This window comes from Hydrotalea sp. (assembly GCF_049968455.1).
Taxonomy (GTDB): domain Bacteria; phylum Bacteroidota; class Bacteroidia; order Chitinophagales; family Chitinophagaceae; genus Hydrotalea.
In genome coordinates this window covers 20,370-46,031 of the sequence record NZ_JBMFQT010000002.1, presented here as the reverse complement: position 1 = coordinate 46,031, position 25,662 = coordinate 20,370, and the positions used below count along the sequence as shown (strand labels likewise).

Here is a 25,662-nt window from a genome sequence, read left to right as displayed (position 1 = left end):
AACAGAAAAAACTAAGTTTTTTAATCATTTATTTAGCCTACATTCAATTTATTGTAAGTATTTTGCAGGTTATGTACTTCATTCATGTTACTATTTCTGCACTTGCCAATACAGATGTTGCCATTTTAAATTGGTTAAATCATCACCGCATTGAAGTGTTAGATCCTTTCATTCAATTCATTACAAATACAGCTTACTTTTTTGCAATTGGTGTACCGGTTATTATGTTGATTGTTGGGTATTCAAAAAAAAATAAATTCATACAATTTAGGGGCTGGTATATTTTGTTTTCCATTCTTTTGGCCGAAATAGTATCTACCATACTTAAATATGGTATAAATAGAACGCGACCTTTCAAAGTTTATCCTTTTATTGATAAATTAACTGCTGGTGGTAGCCCTTCCTTCCCATCAGGTCATTCCACCGATGCATTTGTATTATTTTTTGCTGTAGTTATTGTTTTTAAAGAGTGGAAATATAGACTACCTGTTTTAATTTGGGCCCTACTTGTGGGTTACTCACGTATGGCATTGGGCGTGCATTATCCTACAGATGTTTTGGGTGGTTTTGTTATTGGAACAATATCGCCATTCATTTTAAAAAATGCTGTGCCGCGGTATAAGCAACAGTTTAATTAAAAAAACATGTTAGAATTTTTAGAAGAATTAGATAAAAAAATATTAATATTTATAAATGGCCACCATAACACGTTTTTTGATGTGTTTATGTACTGGTGTAGTGGGCTATATTCGTGGGTGCCTTTTTATATTTTGTTGGTTATTATACTTGGCTTTAAATTGAAGTGGAAAGCTTTGCCCTTTGTATTGTTAGTAGCATTGTTATTAACAATCAGTGATCAAATGGCCTCATCAGTTTTTAAACCTATTTTTCATCGCTTTCGCCCAAGCCATGAACCAGGACTGGAAAATTTGTTGCATTATGTAAATAATTATAGGGGAGGTATGTATGGCTTTGTTTCATCGCATGCAGCTAATACTTTTTCATTGGCTTTCTATTTCTTTTTTGCGGTGCGTAAACAATTGCCAAAAATTACTGTATTGCTATTTTTTTGGGCAGCATTAGTAGCTTATAGCAGGGTTTATCTTGGTGTACATTATCCTTCCGATGTAATTGTACCCATTATTTGTATTGCGATTCTCAATGGTTTTATCATCGCGAAATTGTATTTGTTTATTATAAAAAAATACTATTCGAAACAAGAATAGGAAATTTAATTGAACAAATTATTCATCTTGAAACATTAACCTGGTAAAATAATTCTAAAAGTTGTTCCTTTTCCTATATGGCTGTTTAAAATAAAAATTTTTCCTTTATGATATTGTTCTATAATGCGTTTTGTTAGGGTTAGCCCCAAGCCCCAACCACGTTTTTTTGTTGTAAAACCAGGTTTAAAAACGGTATCAAAATTTTTTCTGGCAATACCCTTTCCGGTATCGATAATATCAATATAAATTAGTTTCGATATTTTTTTAATTTGTAAAGTTATTTTTCCTTTTCCTTCCATAGCATCAAGTGCATTTTTAAGCAGGTTTTCAATAGCCCAATCGAACAAGGCGGGTGAAAGTTTTGGTTCCAAGTTTTGTTCTGTACAATTCAATTCAAAAGCAACATTACCGCCCGAGCGTTTTTTGATGTAATCAATCATTTGTTCAATTTGTGCACATAAATTCGTAACTTCTAAAGTAGGGATGCTTCCAATTTTACTAAACCTATCGGTTATTAATAATAGTCGGTTACTATCTTTTTCAATTTCATTAACTATTTTTTCATTACTCGGTATGGTTCTCAGCATTTCAATCCAGCCCTGTAAACTACTTACAGGGGTACCTAATTGATGTGCTGTTTCTTTTGCCATGCCAACCCAAAGCTGATTTTGATTGTTTTTAAAAGCAGTGTGTTGGGCAATAATTAAGAAAAACAAAAATAATCCTACAATAATGAGTTGAACTATTGGGTAATATCGTACTTCGTTCAATAAACGCGATTCACCATAATACACAATGTTTTTTTGTGTAGTATCTAATGGGTTTTTCCATTCAATGGGAGTGTGTAATGATTTAAAATAATCAATTTTTCTTTTTAAATAGGAAGGATCTGATAGTCTAGTAGAATCTACATTTCTACTGTCTAATAAAACTCCTTTTTCTGTAACGACTATTATAGGTATATCCTGGCTGTTCTCGCTTAAAATACGTCCACTCAAATTGTTATCGGTAAGTTGGTTGCTGGCATTGCTTTTTACAGCTTCAGCCCATTGTTCAATCTTTATTTTTTCATCAAGTTTAATTTTATTGGCCAAATAGTTTGAATAAAAAATAGTGCCACTAATAATAAGCATTGCAATTAGGGTAATAAGCGTTTTCCAGTTTAGCCAATATTGAAGCATGAAATAAAAATAGGCAAAATTTAATAATACAATACTGTGTCAAAGTTAGATGGTCTATGCTATTTAAAACAGCTACATTAGCGAATTAGCTGCTTTACCCTTAGTTTTGCAGCCTAAAAAACTATAAAAGCATGATTAGTGTTAGAAACTTAACCCTAGCTTATGGCAAGCGTGTTTTGTTTGATGAGGTGAATGTAAATTTTGTAAAAGGCAATTGTTATGGCGTAATTGGTGCCAATGGTGCCGGTAAATCAACATTTTTAAAGATTTTAAGTGGAGAAATTGAGCCCAATAAAGGCACAATTGAAATTACTCCGGGTGAAAGGATGGCTGTATTAAGTCAAGATCAATTTGCTTTTGATGATTATACCGTAATTGAAACTGTATTAATCGGATACAAGCATTTATGGGAAATAATGCATGAACGGGATGCCCTTTATGCAAAAGAAGATTTTACGGAAGAAGATGGAATTAAGGCAGGAGAATTAGAAGCAGAATTTGGAGAGATGGGCGGATATGAAGCTGAAAGTAACGCGGGTAGCTTGTTAAGTAGTTTGGGTGTAAATGAAAGTATGCACCAAAGTTTAATGAAAGATATAGCGGGAACCTTTAAGGTAAGAGTATTACTGGCGCAAGCGCTGTTTGGTAATCCAGATATTCTTTTGTTAGACGAGCCTACAAACGGATTAGATATTGAAACGATTGGATGGTTAGAAAACTTTTTGGCAGATTACGAAAACATAGTATTAGTTGTAAGTCACGATCGTCACTTTTTAGATTCAGTTTGTACACATGTTGCAGATGTCGATCGCTCAAAAATCAAAATTTTTACAGGTAATTATACTTTCTGGTATGAATCATCGCAATTAATGTTGCGCCAAATGAGTGACAAGAATAAAAAAATTGAAGAAAAACGTGCTGCTTTACTTGACTTTATTGCACGCTTTTCTGCCAATGCCAGCAAAAGCAAACAAGCAACAGCCCGAAAAAAGGCCTTAGAAAAATTAACTATAGAAGAAATTGAACCTTCTAATAGAAAATATCCGGGTATTATTTTTCAACCTTTACGCGAAGTAGGTAACCAAATTTTACATGTTGAAAATTTATCCGCAACAGTTGATGGCACTAAACTTTTTTCCAAAGTGCACTTTACTGTTAATAAAGGTGATAAGATTGCCTTTCTCAGTCGTAACCCAATGGCTGTTACTCGTTTATTCGAAATTATTAATGGAAATATTCAAGCCGATTCTGGTAAATATGAATGGGGAACAACCATTACTAAAGCTTATTTGCCAATTGATAATACTGCCTTTTTTGAAGAGGGATTATCATTAATTGATTGGCTGCGCCAATTTGTTCCTTCACATGTAACAGAGGCTGATGAACCATTTTTAAGAGGATTTTTAGGGAAAATGTTGTTCAGTGGCGATGAAATATTAAAGAAAACAAATGTTTTAAGTGGTGGTGAAAAAGTACGCTGTATGATTAGTAGAATGATGTTGCAAAATCCTAATGTAATTATTCTCGATCAACCCACCAACCACCTTGATTTGGAGAGTATTCAAAGCTTTAATGAAAGTTGTCAAAATTTCCCCGGTGTTGTGCTTATTACCTCTCACGACCATACATTTATGCAAACGGTAGCTAACAGAGTAATTGAATTAACACCCAATGGAGTTATTGATCGGTTAACAACTTTTGATGATTATATGGAAGATGCACGTATACATGAATTACGCGAACAGCTTTATAAGGCATAATATGGTGTGATGTGTTTTAAGTAAGGAAATACTTAAACTTGTAATGTCAATCTACCTAAATTTGTTAATTGTCGGTAGCATTTTAATTATACTATTTCCATCCAATGAATCATTTGCAACAGCAGCCACTTGTAGCAATTGTTATATTAAACTATAATGGTGCTCATTATTTGCAACAATTTTTGCCAAGTGTATTGGCATCAACTTATAGCAATAAAAAAATAATTATTGCCGATAATGCCTCAACTGATGAGTCGGTACTGATGTTGCAAAATCGTTTCTCGGAAGTTACAATTATTCAAAACACTAAAAATGAAGGCTTTGCAGGTGGCTATAATTGGGCTTTAAAACAAGTTGATGCTGATTATTTTGTTTTGCTAAATTCTGATGTATCTGTAACTGAAAATTGGATTGAACCCATTATACATTTAATGGAAAGTAATAATAAAATAGCCGCTTGTCAGCCCAAGCTATTATCCTTCCATGTCCCATCAGAATTTGAATATGCAGGTGCATGTGGCGGATGGATTGATATATTAGGTTATCCTTTTGCAAAAGGTAGGGTATTTGATACAATGGAACAAGATAAAGGGCAATATGATGATGTTGAACCTGTTTTTTGGGCAAGTGGTGCAGCTTTGTTTGTAAAGAGTGCTGTATTCAAAAATTTAAATGGGTTCACAGCCTCTTTTTTTGCACACCAAGAAGAAATTGAATTATGTTGGCGCATGCAATTAGCAGGTTATTCTGTTTATGTTTGTCCACAAAGTGTTGTTTACCATGTTGGTGCAGGTACATTGCAAAAAGGAAGTAAAAAATTATATTTAAATTTTCGCAATAATTTATTGATGTTGGCCATGCATTTGCCAAAATCAGATAAAATTAAAATACTATTTATTCGTTTTTTGCTTGATGCTATATCGGCTTGGAAAGGATTCTTAACCGGTAACTTTTCTTTTTTTACTGCTGTATTAAAAGCCCATATTTATGTGTTGTTGCATTGGCAACAAGTTCAGTTTGTTTCAGAAAATAAAAAGCCCCTTAAACAATTAAAAGGTGTGTATAATGGAAGTATTGTATGGCAATATTTTTTTAAACGGAAAAAAACCTTTTCAGAAATTGTTGAAAATAAGCACGCATAATTAATGCAGGTACCTTATTTTTGCAAAGCAATTTAAAATAGTATGTCAAACGAAATGAATCAACAAGCAAAAAAAGATGTTTCCCGCAATTGGGTAAGCACTTCTAGATTTATATTTTATTTACAGGTATTTTGTATTGTAGCTTTCTTTTTAGGAGGTTGTTATAAATTATACCAAAAGCGTTATAAAGGCAAGCCAGATGTAGAAATTCAAGGTAGTACAAAATACACTCCTGAATATAAATAATTTTTTTTCAAAAAAATTTTGCTGAGAAAATTAGTTACCTAAATTTGCACTCCCAATAAACTAGTTCTTAAACATAACAAAAGCGGAAGTAGCTCATTTGGTAGAGCACAACCTTGCCAAGGTTGGGGTGGCCGGTTCGAGCCCGGTCTTCCGCTCAAAAAAAATTTCCATCATTATTTTGGATGGAATTTTTTTTGGAAGCCCTGGTGGTGGAATTGGTAGACACGCAGGACTTAAAATCCTGTGGTCAGCAACGGCCGTGCGGGTTCAAGTCCCGCCTGGGGCACAAAAAAAGTCGGTGATAAATTTATCCCGACTTTTTTTATTTTATACACTGCCAATTACTGCTGATAAACGTATTTGAAATTGGCCACAAGTTGGTTTTGTTTGTCTTTACAAATTTCTTCTGTTTTTAATCCAGCAGCATTGTATGTATAATGCCAAATCAAATAGCCATTGCTATTTGCAGATACTTGTGTCATACTACTCATTTGTTGTTGCGCATTGTATTCAAACATATAATCAGGCAAAAGTTTTTTGGCATTTCTATTATACCTTACAATGTCAGTAATTAAATGGTTGTTATCATAATAATAGTAATAAGTTTCAATTAATCTGCCCATTCTCAACCATTTCTCTTCTGCCACATTACCTTGCTCATCAAAGGTGAATCTTACCAATGTTGAGTCTTTGCCGTTTCTAATTTTTATCATTTCTGTAGGTGTACCATTACTACCATAAAGCCAAATATGTTTTTCTGTATTTTGATATTTATATGCACTGTCTTTGCTAGTTGATTCAATGCTCAAGAGTCTATTTTGTGCGTCGTAAGTATAGTTGGTTATTGTTTCTATGTGTTTACTACGTTCAACTGTATTACTAACCAAATTGTTTTTATAATAGGTAGTTAATGTTGATTTTTCTCCCGTTGCATTTTGCGTACTCAATTCCATTTTATTCCAATTATTTGAAAATACTTGTTGTAGTGAAAATGATTTTACTTGCTCATCAAGGTCATCATAGCTAAATACTTCAATAGTTTTTATTTTTTGGGCCTTTATGATTGAGTAATTTTGAGCACTCTGTTTAGCTGCTATTATATCATTATAATAATACTGTGCATGCACAAGCGAGCCAATTAATAATAAAAAAAGAATACTGATATAGCGCATGAATGTTTTTATTTCAAATGTAATTCTATATTAATCAAATGCAAAAAAATGAGGAATAAGCATACTTTAAAGCCAATTGTTGTGTACTTTTAGTAGTATTAATTTTCATGTTATAATTAATAACTTCATTAACCTAATGATTTTATGCCTGAAGATGTGGATTTTCAAAAGCTAGTTACCATTATGGAAGAGTTAAGGGAAAAGTGTCCCTGGGATAAAAAGCAAACCCTTGCTTCCTTAAAACCAATGACAATTGAAGAAACCTATGAATTAAGTGATGCTTTAGATGCCCAAAATTGGAAGGATATTAAAGAGGAATTAGGCGACTTACTTTTGCATATTGTTTTTTATTCGAAAATAGCTGCTGAAAACAATGCATTTACAATAAACGATGTAATTAAAGGTATTTGCGAAAAGTTAATTATTCGGCATCCGCATGTATATGGGAATCTTACTATAAAAGACGATGAAGAAGTAAAGAAAAATTGGGAGCAAATAAAATTGAAAGAAGGTAAAACCAGCGTATTATCAGGAATACCTAAAACAATGCCTGCATTAGCAAAAGCAACACGAATACAAGAAAAAGTAAAACAGGTTGGTTTTGAATGGGATGAAATTGAAAAAGTATGGGAAAAAATTGGGGAGGAAACAAATGAATTAAAACAAGCCATACAACTCAATAGCATTAATGAAGTGGAAGAAGAATTTGGGGATGTATTGTTTAGTTGGGTAAATCTTGCACGATTTTTGAACATTGATGCAGAGTCGGCTTTAGAAAGAACCAATAAGAAATTTATTCAAAGGTTTCAATTAATGGAAAATATGGCTGCTGGAAGAAATTTGCAGTTAGCCAATTTAACCCTTGCCGAAATGGATGAATTATGGAATATTGCTAAAAAGCAAATTAAAAACGAACCATCTTGATGAGAATTCTAAAACATGCAGCGTATCGTCATGGCTATTTAATGATTATAGCTGCATGGTTGTTTACCTTTTCTTATATTCTTTCAAACTATTTTACTTATTACACCTCTCCGGTAAAAACACAAGAGAAAATTCAACAATATTTATCCGAGCGTGAAAAAGACTTCTCAATATTAGCAAACGATAAAACATTATTGGGAAGCTTATTAAGTGATAGTATATTGTTACCATCAGAATACAAGCCCCTTAGCAAAAATTTTGGTTTCTTTATATATACCTACAATGATTTAAGGCATCCTATTCTTACTTATTGGAATACCAATCAATATTATGTTGATGATGCTGATTTATATCATACAGCCAATAACCTTTTTCTCAACTACCAAAACGGTTATTTTGAATTAATAAAAAAAAATGTATTACTAAATGGGAAAACAATATTAGTAGTAGGGTTAATACCAATTTATCAGGCCTACTTCATACAAAACAAATATCTACAACCTGACTTTAATGGTTTTGAAGGGCTGGGCAAACTATATGAAATAACTAACGAAGTCAATGCTTATCCTATTTATGGGGTAAATGGTAAAGTTTTATGTTATTTGGAAGTTCAACCTGGTAAAACGCTTTCGCCTTATAATACATTGTCTGTTATTCTAAGAACATTAAGTATCATTTTTCTTTTGTTTTTTTTGAATGCATTAGCAGTTGAAGTGGCAGCATTCAAAAAACCCTTGCAAGGGTTTATATTGCTTTTTTGTTCGGTTATCGTTTTACGATTAATAAGTTATTTCTTTCCATTCCCTTTTAATTTTTCTCAATTAACCTTGTTTGATCCGGCTATTTACGCATCCAATAGCTTGCATCCTTCATTGGGCGACTTGTTAATAAATGTCATTATTTTATTTTGGTTCATCAATTATTATAAGAATAATTTACATACACATATTGAATTGCATTTTAAGCCATCAGTACTTAAAATTGTTGCATACATTCAGTTGCTGATTTTAGGTGCCATTTGTTTTTTCTTTGCCGGGATTATTAAAAGTTTGGTATTAGACTCAAAAATATCATTTGATGTATCTAATTTTTTCAGCTTAAATATTTATACTGTAATAAGTTTTGTTATACTTTGTTTGCTAACACTTTCATTTTTTGCCTTAGCACAATTATTATTAGGCAATGTTTATCAACAAAAACTACCACTGAACATACAACTATTTATTATAGCTATTGAAGGATTAATTTATAACAGTTTTAATATTGGAGTTGCCAGTACAATTACCAATATGATTGTTTTAGGCTGGCTAATTTTATTTTTAATTATTTTATTCTATCGTAAACAAGATCTCACAAAGCCTTTATACAATACTACTTTTTTCATATTTTGGGTTATGTTTTTTGCAGCATCCGTTGCTGCAATGGTAATGTATCAAAATAAGTTAGTTGAGTTAGAACAAAGAAAACGAATAGCTGAAAAATTAGCTTCGCAAGCAGACCCTTCCGGTGAAAGTTTATTAAATATTGCCATTACGAATTTTGATGACAAGTTTTTGCTACAAAATTTTGATCGTTTAGATTCTGATTTTACCAACAAATATTTGAAAGACAGCATTATAAGTAGCAACTTTTCCGGTTACTTAAATAAATACGAAACGCATATTTACACATTTGATAGTTTGTATCATCCACTATTTAATGATGATACTACCAATTATGCCACCATACGAACCATTGTATTACGACGAGCAAAACCTACTTCAATTGATGGTTTGTACACTTATACTACCAATGGTAATAGGTTAGGGTATTTATTTGAGAAAGATATTGTTTCACCTGAAAATAATGTTCTTGGATACTTTTTTGTAATTGTTGTACCTAAAAAAAATGTAAGCGAAGCTTTATACCCGGAATTATTTGCACAAGTAGATAATTTTTCAAATGAGCTTAATGGAAATTATGCTTATGCTGTTTATAACAACGGTAAAATGGTCAGTAGCTTTAATGATTATAATTTCCCAACTCAGGTAAATACCAAACTCATCAACCTCGCGCAGTTTAAAGTAAGTAATAAAAATGGTTATAACGAATTATGGTATAATGCCGAAAATGGAAGGCAAGTTTTAATTGTACACAAAAATGAATGGATTTTAGAATCGCTTACTTTATTTGCTTATTTGTTTTGTTCTTTCTTGCTATTAATATTTATATTGCATACTGTACAATTTCTGCTATTGAAAAGGTTTAGGTGGAAAGAGATAAAGCGTTCATTTGTATTAGATATTCGTTCTCAAATTAACCTCATTATTATTGCCATTAGTTTATTCTCATTTATTGTAATTGGTGTAGCAACTATTTCTTTTTTCATTAATCGATTTAATAAAAATAAAGAAGATAAACTCTTTAAATCCGTTCAACAAATTGCGAACGAAATTCAGAATAAAATCAATGCCGAAATGGTATTTGACGATGCTATTAATGTAAACGATTTTACAACCGGAGGTGTTCGTGAAAAGAAGATTATTGAAATTGCTGAAACGCATAATGTTGACATTAATTATTATGATGCAGCCGGAAACTTAAAAGCTTCAACACAACCCTATATTTACAATAAGCATTTGTTAAATAATAAAATGAATCCATTTGCTTATTTTGAATTGCATCATCTTAAAAAACCTCGCTTTGAACAAGACGAAACAATAGGTAAGTTAAAGTTTTTGAGTGTTTATACGCCTATTGTTGATGAATTAGGAAACACTTATGCTTACCTTAATATTCCTTATCTGAATTCTCAAGCTGAATTAAAGCAAGAAATTTCCGGGTTCCTTGCTACCTTAATTAATTTAAATGCATTTATTTTTTTGGTGGCCGGTGCTATTGCATTCATAGTAACCAACAAAATAACTGAGTCATTTACTTTAATTGCCAACAAAATGAAAGCTATTTCGTTGGGAAAGAAAAATGAAGAATTAACTTGGAACAGAAATGATGAAATAGGAAGCTTAATTCAGGAGTACAATAAAATGGTACGGCAATTAGATGAAAGTGCAAATGCTTTAGCAAAAAGTGAAAGGGAAGGTGCTTGGCGTGAAATGGCAAGACAGGTGGCGCATGAAATTAAAAACCCGCTTACACCAATGAAACTAAGTATTCAATATTTGCAAAAGGCAATTAGTGATAAACAATATGATGCAACACAGCTAACAAGTTTAACCAACCGAGTGACCCAAACACTAATTGAACAAATTGACCAACTTTCAAAAATAGCGGGCGATTTTTCGCAGTTTGCCAATATTGGTAATGTACAATTGGAATACTTTGATATTTCTGATGTTTTGAAAAGCTTGGTGCAGTTACATAGTGCCGACACTTCTGTAAACATAACATTAAAAAAAGAATTGGGTTACTATGGTGTTTATGCTGATAAAACCCAAATGCAGCGTTTGTTTACCAATTTAATTAAAAATGCATTTGAGGCTGTGGAAGGTATTGAACATCCAACCGTACATCTTCACCAAGCAAATGTTGCCAATAATATTTTAATTTCTGTTACCGATAACGGATCCGGTATTCCCGATGAGTTTATCGAAAAAATCTTTTCACCCAATTTTACAACCAAATCTTCAGGCACCGGATTGGGTTTGGCCATTTGCCGCGGTATAGTTGAAAAAGCAAATGGCAAAATATGGTTTGTTACAAAGCAGGGGATAGGCACTACATTTTATGTACAACTACCTTTTGGAGCAAAAAACAATTAAATATTTCTTTTTTTATGCTGCTGTGCAACAAATGCTTCAAATTGTTGCAATGAAAAACTACTTAAGTTTTGTTGTGGGGTTAATAATGTTTTTTGTGCAACCAAAATTCCGTATTTACAATCATCAAAACCATCAATGGCATGTGCATCAGGGTCAATCGAAATCAATACATTATTTTGCAAAGCCTGATCAATGTAACGCCAGTCAATGTCTAATCTTCTTGGATGCGCATTTAATTCTATCACAACATTGTTTTTAGCACAAGCTTCTATAATTAAAGAATGATCAACTGGATACCCTTTTCTACTTAATAATAATCTACCTGTTAAATGTCCTAGGATGCTTGTTAACGGATTTTGAATGGCATTTAGTAAGCGCGTCATTGCCTTTTCTTCCGACATTTTTAAATTGGAATGTATAGAGGCGATAACTATATCAAACCTTTGTAAAATTTCATTGGAATAATCGAGTGCACCATCATTTAAAATATCGCTTTCAATACTCTTAAAAATTTTGAAAGGGGCCAACTTTTTATTTAATGCGTCAATGGCTTCATGTTGTGCTAATACCCTTTCTTCGGTTAAACCATTGGCATAAAAAGCTGATTTGGAGTGATCGCTAATTACCATGTATTCCAGTCCTTTTTCAATAGCAGCTTTAGCCATTTGTTCTAATGTATGCACGCCGTCACTCCAATTACTATGGCAATGTATAATACCCTTTATATCATTTTCTCTAATACTCGGTAAATCTTTATTTTGAAGGTAAAGAGATATAATATTGTTAGATTCTCTTCTGCATGCAGGAATGAATGGAATACCGGCAGTCTGGAAAATAGTAGATTCATCTTCAAAAACCTTATTTTCAATCCATTTAAATTCCGCTTTAAAAGCATTTATAAAAGTTGAACTGCTATTGTGTATAAATGCTTTTGAACCCCAGTTTTCATTTGTTGCAAAATAAAAAATGAGTTGTATGTTTTCGCTACCTCTTACAGTAAGTTGTTCGTCATTTTCAATTTCTACTTTGTAGTTATTAGCAGTGAAAAATGTTTTTAGTATTGAAGATGGAGTATTGGTTATCCATTCTGCTGCATCAACAGTTTCTAATTGTCTGATAAATGCACCCGTTATTTCAAATTGGTATTGTTGAAAAGTTGTTGTAAGTTTTAAATGAAAAGCTTGAATATAAGCTTCTGCTTGTTGATATAAGTAATGTCCTTGGTTGTTTAAGTAGTAGTCAATATTTTCTTTAATGCTTTCTTGTGTTTTCGCTCCAAAGCCTTTTAATAAAGTTAATCGGTTTTCATTACAAGCATATAATAATTCACCTATGCTTTCAATTTCTAATTGTTTCCAAATACTATTTATTTTCTTAGGCCCTAAACCTTTAATATGTAACATTTCAACAACCCCTGCTGGAGTTTTTTGCAAGTAATCATTTAAAATTTTAAGATTTCCTGTTGCCAATTGTTCTTTAATCTTTAATGCAATTGCATCGCCAATTCCTTTTATTAATGAAATTTTTTCTTCAGGTAATGCAGAAAGTTGTTCTGGTAATTTTTCAATTATATAGGATGCTGTAGCATATGACTTTGCTTTAAAACTATTTTCACCATGTATTTCTATTAGTTTAGACAGCAAAGAAAAATTATCGGCAATAGCATAATTATCTAGCATATAATTGCATTTATAATTAGAGGAAGTTTTGTGTACTATTATAAAAAAAGTCCCGAATTATCGGGACTTTCATAGTTGTTACTTCTTTTCGAAGGTTACTTCTTTTTTGCAGCAGCTTTTTTAGGAGCAGCTTTTTTTACAGCGGCTTTTTTAGGAGCAGCTTTTTTTGCAGCGGCTTTTTTAGGAGCAGCTTTTTTTGCAGCGGCTTTTTTAGGAGCAGCTTTTTTTGCAGCAGCTTTTTTAGGAGCAGCTTTTTTTACAGCAGCTTTTTTAGGAGCAGCTTTTTTTACAGCTTTTGCCATAAGTTGAAATTTAATGGTTAGTTAATAACCTAAAATTAGCAACTATTCTGATACTGCAAAATTTTTTTTTATGCAGTAGCTTCAATTGGCAAAACTGAAATAATGGTTTTGTTGTTTTTTGATTTTTTAAATTCAACAACACCATCAGTTAAAGCAAAAATTGTAAAGTCTTTTCCTAAGCCAACATTTTTACCAGGATGGTAACTAGTACCGCGTTGACGTACAATTATATTGCCTGCAATAGCGGGTTGTCCGCCAAATATTTTTACACCCAAACGTTTACTGTTCGAGTCGCGACCATTTTTTACACTTCCTTCACCTTTTTTGTGTGCCATAGTTTTTTGAAATTTTTAAAATAAAACAAAATCAGAATTAGTGCTGAATTGTTTTAAATCAATTAAGCAATACTTTCAATTTTAATTTGTGTATAGTGTGTACGGTGTCCATGCTTTTTACGAAAACCTTTTCTTCTTTTCATTTTAAAAGCAATTACTTTATCCCCTTGCACTAATTCATTCACAATTTCTGCTTTTACTACTGCATTTACTGCATTACCAACAGAAAGTGTGCCTGCATTATCAACCAATAACACATCTTTAAATTCTACTTTGTCACCGGTTTTAGCGGCTAAGCGGGGAACATACAAACTATCTCCTGCTTGTACTTTAAATTGTTGACCTGCGATTTTTACAACTGCTAACATAACTATCCAAAATTAGGACGGCAAAGGTAATACATCATTGCTAAAAATTGCAAAATTTTTCAAAATATTTGCTCTTTTATTTCCTTTTTTTATAAAATTAGGTGTATAAAGTGGTTTAAAGGCGGTGTATAGTGCTATTTTTGTTGCTTATATAAGTTGTTTACCCTCATTTGAAGCAATTAATTTTTGTACGATGAATTTAAAATCATTATTAGCTCGTCCTTTTGCTTTTCATATTCATAAAACCATTCGTAAAAGTATGCAAACTGCTGTTTCCGATCAGGAAACAATTTTTAAAAACTTAATAAAAGTGGGTAAAACTACCCGGTTTGGCAACGACCACCAAATGCAAAATATTAAAACGCATGCCGACTTTATTCAAAATGTGCCCATACGCGACTATGAACAATTTAAACCCTACATTGAACTAATAAAGCAAGGTAAACAGCATGTTTTATGGAAAGGGAAACCCATATACTTTGCCAAAACAAGTGGAACTACTTCCGGTATTAAATACATACCTATCACGAAAGATTCTATTCCCAATCATATTAACACAGCAAGGAACGCCTTACTTTATTATATGGCAGAGTCGGGCAATTTTGCCTTTGCTCAAGGAAAAATGATTTTTTTAAGTGGTTCACCGGAGTTAGAGCGGGTGGGGGGTATTCCTACCGGAAGGCTTAGTGGTATAGTAAACCATCATGTACCCAAATATTTACGAACTAACCAAATGCCCAGTTTTGAAACAAATTGCATTGAAGATTGGGAAACCAAACTCGATAAAATTGTGGAAGAAACCATTCATGAAAACATGACCCTGATTAGTGGTATTCCACCATGGATGCAAATGTATTTTGATAGATTAATAGAGAAAACAGGTAAGCCTATAGCCGAAATATTTCCCAATTTTAGTTTAATGGTGCAAGGAGGCGTGAATTTTGAACCTTATAAACAAAAAATTTATAAAAGTATTGGGAAAGAGATTGATTGTTTAGAACTATTTCCTGCCAGTGAAGGTTTTTTTGCATTTCAGGACAACCCTCATGAGCCGGGACTATTGTTGAATACGAATAGTGGAATATTTTTTGAATTTGTACCGGCTAATGAAATTTTTAATGAAAAACCTACAAGGTTAACACTTGCCGATGTAAAAGTGGGAGAGAACTATGCGCTTATTATTAGTAGCAATTCAGGTTTATGGGCATACAATATTGGCGATACAGTTAAGTTTATCAGCACCAACCCTTATAAGATTTTAGTTACCGGACGTATTAAACATTTTATTTCAGCATTTGGAGAACATGTAATTGGCGAGGAAGTTGAATATGCATTAATGAAGGCTGCCACCGAAGATCAAATTAAAATAACTGAATTTACGGTTGCCCCTAATATTGCTCAAGGTAAAGGCAAAAGTTTTCACGAATGGTATATTGAATTCGAAAATGAACCGACTAATCTTACTGAATTTGCTTTAAAAGTGGATAATTATTTACGCGAAAAAAATGTATATTATAATGATTTAATTAGTGGAAATATTTTACAAACTTTAAGTATAAGGTCATTACAAAAAAATGCTTTTATTGATTACATGCGTTCAATTGGAAAATTAGGTTCACAAAATAAAGTGCCCCGCTTAAGCAATGACAGGGTAATTGCTGATGCATTAGAAAAATATACTAAATAAAATTTATTCGAATTTATTTTTGTTATATTTCAATTTTTCATACCTGAAATATGGCTATATTTTAGTAAAAAGCTTATTTTGTAACTTTTAGCGGTAGATATAATTCATCATTCCCATGATAAAACAAAAACGAATTGCCTTATTTGGCTCAACAGGTTCTATTGGTAAACAGGCATTGGAGGTAATTGCAGCCAATACTGATAAATTTTCGGTGGAAATATTAACTGCACAAACCAATGATGTATTATTAGTGCAACAAGCCCTTCAATTTAATCCCAATTGTGTAGTTATTGCCGATGAACGCAAATATGCCACCGTTAAGGAGGCTTTAGCTCATACACACGTTAAGGTATTTGCCGGCGAAAAAGCTTTGGAAGAAGTGGCTGCCATGAACTGTTATGATATGATGCTTGCTGCAATAGTTGGTTATGCTGGTTTAAAACCAACATTAACGGCTATACAATACAACAAAGCCATTGCATTAGCTAATAAAGAAACCTTAGTTGTAGCAGGTGATATAATTATGCAAGAAGCATTAAAACATAAAGTTCCAATTATACCTGTTGATAGTGAACACTCTGCCATTTTTCAGTGTTTAATTGGAGAAACGAATAATCATATTGAAAAAATAATACTAACCGCCAGTGGAGGGCCATTTCTTGGTAAAAAACCTAATTTTCTGGTAAACGTAAAAAAAGAACATGCATTGCAGCACCCTAATTGGTCAATGGGTGCAAAAATTAGTATTGACTCTGCCACTTTAATGAATAAAGGGTTGGAAATGATTGAGGCAAAATGGTTATTTAATCTGCATGCTTCTCAAATTCAGGTGGTAGTACATCCGCAAAGCATTATACATAGTATGGTTCAGTTTGAAGATGGAAGCATAAAAGCACAGATGGGGCTACCAGATATGAAATTACCTATTCAATATGCACTTGGTTTCCCGCAACGAATACCCAATCAGTTTCCGCGTTTCGATTTTAAAAAGGCTTCTACTCTTCAATTTGAAGAACCCGATATGCGTACTTTTAGAAATTTAGCATTAGCTACCGAGGCTTTATATAAAGGTGGAAATTTACCTTGTGTAATGAATGCTGCCAATGAAATTGCTGTTTATGCATTTTTACGCAATAGAATTGGTTTTTTAGACATTACCGAAATGATTGAACAAACCATGAATAAAATAACATTTATTGAACAACCTACTTTAAATGAATACTTTGAAAGTGATGCCGAAGCACGTAATTTCGCGGCATCTTTAATTCAATTATAATTGATAAAAGTAAAACCCTGAATTTTTTTAGTTTCTTAACCAATTACAAAATCAACTAAATAATTTTTTGAATGAGTGTTTTAGCAATCGATTGGGGAGTAGTGGGTATTAAGGCTGGACAGTTTATTCTGTCATTTTCTATATTAGTCATTTTACATGAATTGGGGCATTTTTTACCAGCAAGATGGTTTAAATGTCGTGTTGAAAAATTCTATCTTTTTTTCAATCCATGGTTTAGTTTATGGAAGAAGAAAATTGGTGAAACGGAATATGGAGTGGGTTGGATTCCCTTTGGCGGCTACGTAAAAATAGCCGGTATGATTGATGAAAGTATGGATAAGGAACAAATGAAGAAGCCTCCTGAACCATATGAATTTCGGGCTAAGCCGGCTTGGCAACGTCTTATTATCATGTTGGGCGGCGTAACTGTTAACATATTATTAGCCATCGTAATTTTTATTGGTATCATGTATACCTGGGGCGAAAAATACATACCTGCACAAAATTTAAAATATGGAGTATATGTTGACAGTTTAGGAAAGCGAATCGGAATGGAGGATGGTGATAAAATTGTAGCCGTTGCAGGTATACCGGTTGAAAAAGTTGGAACAGTAGGTTCGATGATTATTTTAAACCAAGCCAAAAATATTACTATAGAACGTAATGGGAAAGACACACTCTTAAGCATTCCTCCCGGTTTTATTGAACAACTCAATAAAAATAAACTAGGTGGTTTTACCTATGTTCGTACACCTTTGTTAGTTGATACTGTTTTACCCGGAACCCAAATTACTTCAACTGTTCCACTTAAAAAAGGTGATCAACTAATTGCTATACAGCATATACCGGTGGCATATAATAATGATGCTTACCAAGTACTAAAAAATTTAAAGGATAAAGATTCTGTACAATATACTTTTTTACGGAATAAACACGATACCATTACAGCTTCTGTTATTAACAATGCTAAAATGAAAAGCGGAATTGGCTTTCAGTCACCAGATCAGGTTTTGGGAACTGTACAAATTCATTATTCCTTTTTACAAGCCATTCCCGAAGGTGTTAAAAAATGTTATAGTACTTTGGTTAATTATATCAGTAATTTAAAACTATTATTCACTTCAAAAGAAGTTAAAGTAAACGATTCATTAGGTAGTGTTATTTCTATTGGCGGCATATTTCCGGGTGTATGGGATTGGCAGTCATTTTGGACTTTAACTGCCATTTTTTCTATCATTTTGGCATTTATGAATGTTTTGCCAATTCCTGCTTTAGATGGTGGACACGCCTTATTTACACTGGTAGAAATGGTTACAGGTCGTAAACCGAGTGATAAGTTTATGGAGTATGCGCAAATGGTTGGCATGGTTTTGTTATTAAGTTTAATGGCTTATGCGTTAGGATTAGATTTCCTTCGCATTTTCCGACATTAATTCATTTTTTAGTGTATTAAGATTAATTTTGCAGGTTATTCAGTTCTTTGATAAATATACTTTGGGCCTGTACTGGTTTAGACAGCATAGGTTACGGTAAGTATAAGCATGCAGTGCGTTGGGTAATTAGCACTTAAATCTGAATACTCAAACTATAAATGGCAATACACAGTATGCCATGGCTGCCTAATTAGTAATTAGTCAGTCATTCGGGCCGCCGCACAGGTTTTCCTGTTACCAGGTGCCGCCGCCGACTCAAAAAAAGCACAGGATGCTGTAGTGGAAGGCTGTGACTACTGCAAAAGACGAATACAGCTAAGTACTCAATTGGTTTGTTCATTTCCTGTTGAGTGCCGACAATTAATAATGAAATAAGCATGTAGAAGACTTATGGTAAATATGTTTGGACAGGAGTTCGACTCTCCTCAGGTCCACAATTATTTTTTTAACTAAAGTCCTTTTTGCCGGGCATAGTGTATAACAAATATGCCCACTATTATCAATAATAAAATGGCAATGGCAATAATGATGTTTTGAAGTTGGTGTTGTTGGAATAGCATCAACCGTTGTTTACGTTTCTTTTGAGTACGTTGACGTAATTGTTGATGTAATTGTTTAACTGCTGCACGTAAGGCTTGCTTATCTGAAAAATTTTCTAATCCTTCTACTGCATCTTTTAAAAATGAAGAAGTTTCCATTTCTTCTTCAAAAGCATGCATTGCCTCTTCCGATAATGAGCCTTCCAAATAATGGAGGATGGTTTCTTCAGAAATTAAAAATTTTGTATGTTTATTCATTAACATGCTATCTGCTTCAATTTAAATTTAGTGGTTTAATTCACTGTTATTTCTTTTTTCTATCAATAATTTTAAATTTCGTTTTCCATTTTGGATATAACTTTTTACTTGCAAAATGCTATATCCGGTTATTTGAGCAATTAACCGGTAGCTTTTTTTCTCCAAATAAAACATTTCAATGCATTTTTTTTGTTCAATATTCAAATCATTAATGGCCAATTCAATGTTGTTCATTAATTCCTCCTTTTCTTTCAATTCCTCAGTATTGTTTTCAAATACTAATCCTGTTGCTGCATTATCATTATCAATAGAATAGGTTATTTTTTTATCGCGTAATTGCATTAAGCAATAGTTTTTAGCAATCATATAAATCCAACTCTTAAAATATTGCACTTTATATTTTGGTAATTCCGATATGACCTTTAAAAATATTTGTTGTACTGCATCTTTAGCAGCCTCTTGGTTTTTTAAATATTTCATACAAGTACCCAATAGCAATAGGGTATATCTTTCAAGTAAAACGCCAATCCATTCAGAATTTCCATCGGCATAATAATAAGCCAATAGGGTTTCATCATTCATATTTTGATATCTGTTCAATTTCACAGTATTAAAATAAGCAATTTTAATTTAGATGCTGCATAGCATTTAATCCATAAATTGCTCAAAATTTATGCTTATGCATTTATGCGTTTGTATTGTAAGTGTTGCACCCATTAGAAAAGAACCTTCACATAAAAGTGAAATAGTAACCCAATTATTGTTTTTAGAATCCGCTACTTTTTTAGAGGAACAAGGCGATTTTGTTAGAATAAAATGTACATACGATGGTTATGAAGGTTGGTGTCAAGTTGGTCAATTATCGATAGTTGATTCTTTAGAATCCAATGTCGGATGGCATTTAAAAGCCATTAATAATGTTGCAATTAATCAAAATAATATTTTGGCAAGTATTGGTACACCTTGGTTTAATAAGCCATTGCATATAAACAATTACATTGCTGAATGTGACAGTGAAGAAAGTAATGGTAACTTACAATTTGCTGAAGAAAATATTGTGACACTAACAGCAAAATATATAGGGGCACCATATTTATGGGGTGGTAAATCAATATTTGGTATTGATTGTAGTGGCTTTTCGCAACAGGTATTCAAAATGATGGGTAAATATTTGCCAAGAGATGCTTACCAACAAGCGGAATTGGGCAATAATATTGGTTTTTTGGAAGAAGCAAGTTGTGGCGACCTGGCATTTTTTGATGATGAAAATGGTAAGATTACCCATGTAGGTATTTTACTCAATAGTCATTCTATCATTCATGCATCAAGCTACGTAAAAATTGATAAAATTGATAGCATGGGCATCATTTCATCCCTTACTAATAAGCGCACACATAAGTTACGATTAATTAAATCGTTTAAATAGGCACAATTTTTAAAATATATAATGATTGAAAACAATAAACGTGTTAATGTTTAAATAACATCTAAAGCTTTCACAAAGAAGGTGCAAACCAATGGTAATGCTAACCAAAAATAAGGTCGAACATCGGGTGCAATGAGCATGAAGATTATAAGGATTAAAGAAAGAAAGAATAAAATCCAATATTTTCCGGTTGAAGCTTTATTTTCCATTTCGAATAATTTTCAGCAAAATTAAGGGTTGTATATTGCTTTTCTAACAAATTATTTCACTATTTTATACAATTTTTGTTCCTGCCAGTAAGCTAAATGTTATTATAGCCAAAACAATTAAAGTTAATAGCATATATAACAAGTCTTTTTCAAACAAAAAACCAATAAATGAAAAAATAATTCGTGCAATGGGTGTTAATATGAGTACAATAATGCCCAGTTGAATAATAGCTTGTCCTTTTAATTTTTTTAAACTACTAAAAATTTTGGGTAAAGAGTTGAACATGCTTTCATTACCCTTGAAAATATGGTATTCGGGCACCTGTCCACCATGTTTATATAAAAATATAATGCCTCCAATAAATACAATAATTGATGAAATCACAACACCTAATCGCAATAGGTTTCCCATTGCATATTCTAAGTCATCATCCTGCAATATTTTTTTCATGGGTTAGAATTTTTTATTGAAACCATTATATAACATTTCTAATGCTATTGCAATAATTACAAAAGCAAAAATTTGCCTTAACCTGCTTGTTTTGGCATTAGTTAAAAATTTTGATCCTACTAGAGCCCCTCCTAAAACGCCCAAAGTAACGGGTAAACAAATTCCCGGATCAATATAACCTCTGTATAAATATATGCCGGCACTTGCTGCAGCTGTAACTCCAATCATAAAGTTGCTGGTTGTAGTAGATACTTTAAATGGTATACGCATAATATTATCCATTGCTAATACTTTTAAAGCACCGGAACCAACACCTAATAATCCTGAAAGCAAACCTGCACCTACCATTGTAAAAAAACCACCAATAACATTGGTAACTTTATATCCAATTTCTCTTTCTGGTGTAGGGTAGGTGCCATTTAGTTTAAAAGTGAATGATAATTTACTTTTAGTAGTTTGTAAAATGGTTTCACTCTTCTTTTTTAGTGACAAATAAGCTGAAAATATTAAAATACCTCCAAATATTATGGCTATAGTATTAACGGGGGTATAGGCTGCAATGTATGCACCTAATACAGCTCCTGTAGTAGTTGCAATTTCAAGAAACATACCCAATCTAATATTTGTAATTCCTTCTTTTACATAAGCTGCTGCAGCTCCTGATGAAGTGGCAATTACAGCTACCAAAGAAGCGCCAATGGCATATCGTATATCCACTCCAAATAATAATGTGAGCATTGGAATAATAACAAACCCACCGCCAAGACCTGTTAATGATCCTAAGAATCCTGCTAATAATGAACCAAAAAAAATAAGAATAGTAAATATAATAATTGACATCAGTTGTGTATTATTTTGAGTTTAAATTACTTTCTAATGTAAAAAAAATATTTATTTGATAGCTCACTTCTAATTGAATTGAACTAACCATTTTCCATCTATTTTAACCACTTTAATGCTATGAGCAACTTTGTCATATGAATTTGCATAGTTTATTTCAGTTTCTTTTGGCGACAAATCATTTATGCTATTAATATTGATGGATGAGCTGTTATATTCTTTTTTTATGGCATCAGAATAATTTTTGTAGGCTTCTTCCAAATTTTTTAACTGCCTGATGTTAGTGCTATCCTGCATTAAATAAAAATTTGCTTTTTTAAAATCACCTTGCAATGTAGCTTCAATAAATAGTCTTCCGGCATCCAATGCATTTTCAGCTTGTGCGTACTCCTGTTTTGAACTACAAGCCATTAATGAAGTGAATAAAATTATAGATAATAAATATTTCATATTAAATTGTTGATGCAAAGTTAAGTCTTCGATACCATACTTAATTTGTAGAATATAGATGTAACGAGCCCTATGTACATATATTTATTTATACATTTCTGAAAATTGTATTGAAAATGCCTGTTAAATAGGATAAAATTTTAAGAGTATTTTAAAATGGGTATAAAAAAAGTGGTAGCTTAGTTCTACCACTTTTTGTTTAATTGTAAAAATTCATTATTTAATTTCCACCGCCCATCATATCCATTCCTCCTGAATCGGGTCCTTGAGATTTTAAATTTTTGCGTTTGAATAAGCTGGCATCAAATTTACCAAATCGATAACTAAAGGTTAAACGTAAAAGTTGTGGATTGCTTATACGACGATTGTCTTGGTTGAACAAACCAATTTGTTCTGAATATGATTCCTGATAATTTGTTCTAAATATATCGTTCATACCTAATGTTAGTGATCCACTTTGTCCTTTTTTCCATGTCCAATCTTTTCTTATTGCTGCATCAATACTCCAACGCGGTAATAAATAACCTTGTGCTGTTGTTTGCACTTGGTTAAATGGTCCGCCACCACCACTATTATTTTGTGGTAAAACTGTTTTAGATTGGTAGTTGCCACTTATTTGCAATGAAATGCCTTTTCCTAATTTAAAGTTGTTATTCATTTTTGCAAAGTAGCTCAAAATAGAGTTGGTAGCAATAGAAATCTCTCCATTTCCATTGTTGGCATTTATATTTCCTGCATTAATTTTTGAATTAAACAAATTTAAGTTCAGTAATAAGTCCCACCATTTTGTAACAGGCATATTATTAGTTAATTCCAAACCATATGAAACCGCATTATTTGCATTAATGTAAGTTGAATAATAAATACTATCACTTGATCCGGGATTTAACTGGTCTTTCCCTCTATAGATATATTGTGTAATTAAGTTTGTGGAGTATTTAAAATACAAGGTTGCTAAAAAATTAGCTTTAGGCTTGTAAGCATTGTTGTAGGATAATTCCATAGAATTAGTAAACTCAGGATTTAGGCCCGGGTTACCTACACTAACGGAAACTGGGTAGTTGGTATAGTTAGGGAAAGGTATTAATTGAAAGAAGTTAGGACGGTTTACTCTTCTAGAATAGTTTACTTGTAAGTCTTGCTTATCGGTTAATTTATAAGTTAAGAATGCACTTGGAAATAAACTGATGGGATATTTTACCGAAAAAGTAGCAGAATCAATGCCTTGTGCATTCAATAAAGTTCCTGTATAATTAGAACTTTCAGCTCGCAAACCAATTTGGTAACCTAGTTTTTTTACTTTGCCTTTATAATTTATATATGCGGCATATACCTGGTCATTGAATTTATAATTGTTACTAATGCCGGGAAGTACTTCGTAATTACCTGTATTATTATTATATTTAGATTGGATACTGTTATTCCCAAAATCACGAATAGCTGCTCTTACACCTGCTTCAAACTTTTTACTATCAGATATTGGGTTTTCGTAATCAGATTGGAATGTATAATATTTTTGAGAACCATCGGTAATGGTTTGCTGTAGCAAAGGAAGTTGTTTTTGTGCAGTAGTATTAGGGAAATAAGTGTAAATGTTGTTATTAGAGTTACTGTTATTTGTGCTAGCATTATAATTAACATCAGCAGTAATGTTCTCCCCATTTTTAGCAAAATTGTGTTTGTAGCTAAATTGAGCGCCTGTATTTTGAAACTCCCGATAAGCGGTACTTAAGCCTTGATTGTTTGCAGTGTAAATTGAATTGATGGTAGAGTCTAAATTTAAGTTTGTGGTTGAATTAAACTGACCTTTAACATAGTTTCCTGCAAGGGTAAATGTGTTTCTATTGTCAGCAAGAAAATCAAAGCCACCACGTATGAATTTAAACTCACCATTATTTACAGCATTTTGAGAGGAGTTAACGTTGCTAGGAGGATTAAAAAAGTTATTTTGATCTGTTGTACCGTCAGATTTAAATTTTCGTTGATTATAGTTAAAATTGATAAATGCATTTATTTTGCCTTGTCTAACATTAAAATCTCCACCACCATTTAATTTTCCATATGAATCTACTCCGGCTCTAACACCTCCATTATAACCAACTTTTTTATTTTTCTTTAAAATAATGTTGATGATTCCGGCATTACCTCCTGATGCGTCATACTTTGCAGAGGGGTTAGTAATAATTTCAATTCTATCAATAATATCAGCAGGAATTTGATCTAATGTTAAAGTGGTAGGTCTATCATCTATAAAAATGGTAGGCGTTGCATTACGCAAAGTAACATTTCCATCAATATCCACATTTACTGAAGGAATATTTTTCATTACTTCTGTAGCTGTTTGGCCCGTGCTCTCCAAGTTTTTATCAACGTTAAAAATTTTCCGGTCTATACCCATTTCAAACTGTTGTTTGATAGGAGCAGAAACAGTTACATTTCCTAAATCGTTGGCCTCTGCATCCATTTTAAGATTTCCCAAGTCTTTATCAATCATATTTAACATTTGTTGCATAAAGTTTGGGTCTTGAGCAGCTCCTCCGGAAGGGAATTTTATATTAAATGAAACGGTTTGATTTAAGTTTTTATATCCAATAGCGGTAGCAATTAATTTAAAATTGCCGAATACCGGAAGGTTTTCTAAACTAAAATCACCATTAGGCTTTGCTAAAACAGTGGCCAATATTACCTCTTTCGTTTTTTTGGTTGCAGTATCAAACTTATTGCCAATTAACTGCACAGTGGCATCAGAAACTGGCTTATTAGTTTTTGCATCAATCAGTTTTCCATAAAAATGGCCCATATTCATATTTTGACCACCCATTCGTCCACCTCCGGGGAACTGACTAAATGCGATAACTACCGTTGAAACTAATAAAACAAGGGTTAAAATGATTTTCCTCATAATTGCTGTATATTTCATTACAAAATTCTAATCTTTTTTATATAAAATGTTCGATCAATAGATAAACGGTAAATTGACAATTGTAAATGGATAAAGTT

The 25,662-nt window shown here is 32.4% G+C and carries 24 protein-coding genes, 2 tRNA genes and 1 other RNA gene; 14 read left to right on the top strand and 13 right to left on the bottom strand.

Annotation, left to right across the window (positions count from 1 at the left end; genetic code table 11):
* The first annotated feature begins 71 nt into the window (after positions 1-71).
* Together ACP5P5_RS01750 and ACP5P5_RS01745 are read left to right on the top strand one after the other, a co-directional pair.
* Positions 72-638 (top strand): phosphatase PAP2 family protein, encoded by a 567-nt coding sequence (locus tag ACP5P5_RS01750; RefSeq protein WP_428284393.1) that lies wholly within the window; start codon positions 72-74, stop codon positions 636-638.
* A gap of 6 nt (positions 639-644) precedes the next feature.
* Complete coding sequence (locus ACP5P5_RS01745; RefSeq protein ID WP_428284392.1) at positions 645-1,226, top strand: phosphatase PAP2 family protein; 582 nt, start codon at positions 645-647, stop codon at positions 1,224-1,226.
* A gap of 35 nt (positions 1,227-1,261) precedes the next feature.
* Here ACP5P5_RS01745 and ACP5P5_RS01740 read toward each other — a convergent pair whose 3' ends face one another.
* Positions 1,262-2,407, bottom strand: a complete 1,146-nt coding sequence (locus tag ACP5P5_RS01740; RefSeq protein WP_428284391.1) for a sensor histidine kinase — start codon at positions 2,405-2,407, stop codon at positions 1,262-1,264.
* Between the two features lie 131 nt (positions 2,408-2,538).
* Here ACP5P5_RS01740 and ACP5P5_RS01735 point away from each other — a divergent pair, with 131 nt between their 5' ends.
* From ACP5P5_RS01735 to ACP5P5_RS01715, 5 genes are all read left to right on the top strand, one after another.
* On the top strand, positions 2,539-4,167 hold the full coding sequence (locus tag ACP5P5_RS01735; protein WP_428284390.1) for an ABC-F family ATP-binding cassette domain-containing protein: 1,629 nt from the start codon (positions 2,539-2,541) through the stop codon (positions 4,165-4,167).
* Between the two features lie 104 nt (positions 4,168-4,271).
* Positions 4,272-5,309 carry a glycosyltransferase family 2 protein gene (locus ACP5P5_RS01730; RefSeq protein WP_428284389.1) on the top strand — a complete coding sequence of 346 codons (1,038 nt, stop codon included), beginning with the start codon at positions 4,272-4,274 and terminating at the stop codon, positions 5,307-5,309.
* 42 nt (positions 5,310-5,351) lie between these two features.
* Positions 5,352-5,555 carry a hypothetical protein gene (locus ACP5P5_RS01725; RefSeq protein WP_111293469.1) on the top strand — a complete coding sequence of 68 codons (204 nt, stop codon included), beginning with the start codon at positions 5,352-5,354 and terminating at the stop codon, positions 5,553-5,555.
* Between the two features lie 82 nt (positions 5,556-5,637).
* A tRNA-Gly gene (locus ACP5P5_RS01720) sits at positions 5,638-5,710 on the top strand.
* 45 nt (positions 5,711-5,755) lie between these two features.
* Positions 5,756-5,841: transfer RNA gene (locus ACP5P5_RS01715), tRNA-Leu, on the top strand.
* Between the two features lie 55 nt (positions 5,842-5,896).
* Here the strand turns inward: ACP5P5_RS01715 and ACP5P5_RS01710 are convergent.
* Positions 5,897-6,727, bottom strand: coding sequence for a hypothetical protein (locus ACP5P5_RS01710; protein WP_428284388.1), 831 nt, complete (start codon positions 6,725-6,727; stop codon positions 5,897-5,899).
* A gap of 144 nt (positions 6,728-6,871) precedes the next feature.
* Here ACP5P5_RS01710 and mazG point away from each other — a divergent pair, with 144 nt between their 5' ends.
* Positions 6,872-7,651 (top strand): nucleoside triphosphate pyrophosphohydrolase, encoded by a 780-nt coding sequence (mazG, locus tag ACP5P5_RS01705; protein ID WP_428284387.1) that lies wholly within the window; start codon positions 6,872-6,874, stop codon positions 7,649-7,651.
* Complete coding sequence (locus ACP5P5_RS01700; protein ID WP_428284567.1) at positions 7,651-11,409, top strand: sensor histidine kinase; 3,759 nt, start codon at positions 7,651-7,653, stop codon at positions 11,407-11,409. The genes mazG and ACP5P5_RS01700 overlap by 1 nt, the downstream gene beginning before the upstream one ends.
* Here the strand turns inward: ACP5P5_RS01700 and ACP5P5_RS01695 are convergent.
* From ACP5P5_RS01695 to rplU, 4 genes are all read right to left on the bottom strand, one after another.
* Complete coding sequence (locus ACP5P5_RS01695; protein ID WP_428284386.1) at positions 11,406-13,088, bottom strand: helix-hairpin-helix domain-containing protein; 1,683 nt, start codon at positions 13,086-13,088, stop codon at positions 11,406-11,408. The two genes, ACP5P5_RS01700 and ACP5P5_RS01695, sit on opposite strands and share 4 nt — an antisense overlap.
* Positions 13,089-13,183: 95 nt before the next feature.
* A complete protein-coding gene (locus tag ACP5P5_RS01690) occupies positions 13,184-13,390 on the bottom strand; it encodes a hypothetical protein (protein ID WP_428284385.1) in 207 nt (68 codons plus the stop codon).
* Positions 13,391-13,458: 68 nt separating this feature from the next.
* Positions 13,459-13,725, bottom strand: coding sequence for a 50S ribosomal protein L27 (gene rpmA, locus ACP5P5_RS01685; protein ID WP_111293464.1), 267 nt, complete (start codon positions 13,723-13,725; stop codon positions 13,459-13,461).
* A gap of 62 nt (positions 13,726-13,787) precedes the next feature.
* Positions 13,788-14,093, bottom strand: coding sequence for a 50S ribosomal protein L21 (gene rplU / locus ACP5P5_RS01680; RefSeq protein WP_428284384.1), 306 nt, complete (start codon positions 14,091-14,093; stop codon positions 13,788-13,790).
* 193 nt (positions 14,094-14,286) lie between these two features.
* Here rplU and ACP5P5_RS01675 point away from each other — a divergent pair, with 193 nt between their 5' ends.
* The 4 genes from ACP5P5_RS01675 (at position 14,287) to ssrA (ending at position 18,926) form a co-directional block, all read left to right on the top strand.
* On the top strand, positions 14,287-15,780 hold the full coding sequence (locus tag ACP5P5_RS01675) for a GH3 auxin-responsive promoter family protein (protein WP_428284383.1): 1,494 nt from the start codon (positions 14,287-14,289) through the stop codon (positions 15,778-15,780).
* 115 nt (positions 15,781-15,895) lie between these two features.
* The gene (locus tag ACP5P5_RS01670; protein WP_428284382.1) at positions 15,896-17,056 is read left to right on the top strand and encodes a 1-deoxy-D-xylulose-5-phosphate reductoisomerase; all 1,161 of its coding nucleotides are present in this window, start codon (positions 15,896-15,898) and stop codon (positions 17,054-17,056) included.
* Positions 17,057-17,127: 71 nt separating this feature from the next.
* Positions 17,128-18,489: an RIP metalloprotease RseP gene (gene rseP / locus ACP5P5_RS01665; RefSeq protein ID WP_428284381.1), complete on the top strand. Its 1,362-nt coding sequence runs from the start codon at positions 17,128-17,130 to the stop codon at positions 18,487-18,489.
* A 63-nt stretch (positions 18,490-18,552) separates the two neighbouring features.
* Positions 18,553-18,926: a transfer-messenger RNA gene (gene ssrA, locus ACP5P5_RS01660) on the top strand.
* Positions 18,927-18,938: 12 nt separating this feature from the next.
* On the opposite strand, the gene ACP5P5_RS01655 is transcribed toward ssrA, so the two are convergent.
* Positions 18,939-19,292 (bottom strand): hypothetical protein, encoded by a 354-nt coding sequence (locus ACP5P5_RS01655; protein ID WP_428284380.1) that lies wholly within the window; start codon positions 19,290-19,292, stop codon positions 18,939-18,941.
* A 21-nt stretch (positions 19,293-19,313) separates the two neighbouring features.
* Complete coding sequence (locus ACP5P5_RS01650; RefSeq protein WP_428284379.1) at positions 19,314-19,868, bottom strand: RNA polymerase sigma factor; 555 nt, start codon at positions 19,866-19,868, stop codon at positions 19,314-19,316.
* Between the two features lie 97 nt (positions 19,869-19,965).
* On the opposite strand from ACP5P5_RS01650, the gene ACP5P5_RS01645 reads away from it, so the two are divergent.
* Positions 19,966-20,712, top strand: coding sequence for an NlpC/P60 family protein (locus tag ACP5P5_RS01645; RefSeq protein ID WP_428284378.1), 747 nt, complete (start codon positions 19,966-19,968; stop codon positions 20,710-20,712).
* 50 nt (positions 20,713-20,762) lie between these two features.
* Here ACP5P5_RS01645 and ACP5P5_RS01640 read toward each other — a convergent pair whose 3' ends face one another.
* The 5 genes from ACP5P5_RS01640 to ACP5P5_RS01620 form a co-directional block, all read right to left on the bottom strand.
* Positions 20,763-20,921, bottom strand: coding sequence for a hypothetical protein (locus ACP5P5_RS01640; RefSeq protein WP_170120357.1), 159 nt, complete (start codon positions 20,919-20,921; stop codon positions 20,763-20,765).
* A gap of 64 nt (positions 20,922-20,985) precedes the next feature.
* On the bottom strand, positions 20,986-21,372 hold the full coding sequence (locus tag ACP5P5_RS01635) for a DUF1634 domain-containing protein (protein WP_428284377.1): 387 nt from the start codon (positions 21,370-21,372) through the stop codon (positions 20,986-20,988).
* Between the two features lie 3 nt (positions 21,373-21,375).
* Entirely contained in the window at positions 21,376-22,212 is an 837-nt protein-coding gene (locus ACP5P5_RS01630) for a sulfite exporter TauE/SafE family protein (RefSeq protein ID WP_428284376.1), read from the bottom strand.
* 69 nt (positions 22,213-22,281) lie between these two features.
* On the bottom strand, positions 22,282-22,662 hold the full coding sequence (locus tag ACP5P5_RS01625) for a hypothetical protein (protein WP_428284375.1): 381 nt from the start codon (positions 22,660-22,662) through the stop codon (positions 22,282-22,284).
* Positions 22,663-22,882: 220 nt separating this feature from the next.
* Complete coding sequence (locus tag ACP5P5_RS01620) at positions 22,883-25,564, bottom strand: TonB-dependent receptor domain-containing protein (protein ID WP_428284374.1); 2,682 nt, start codon at positions 25,562-25,564, stop codon at positions 22,883-22,885.
* Positions 25,565-25,662 lie beyond the last annotated feature (98 nt).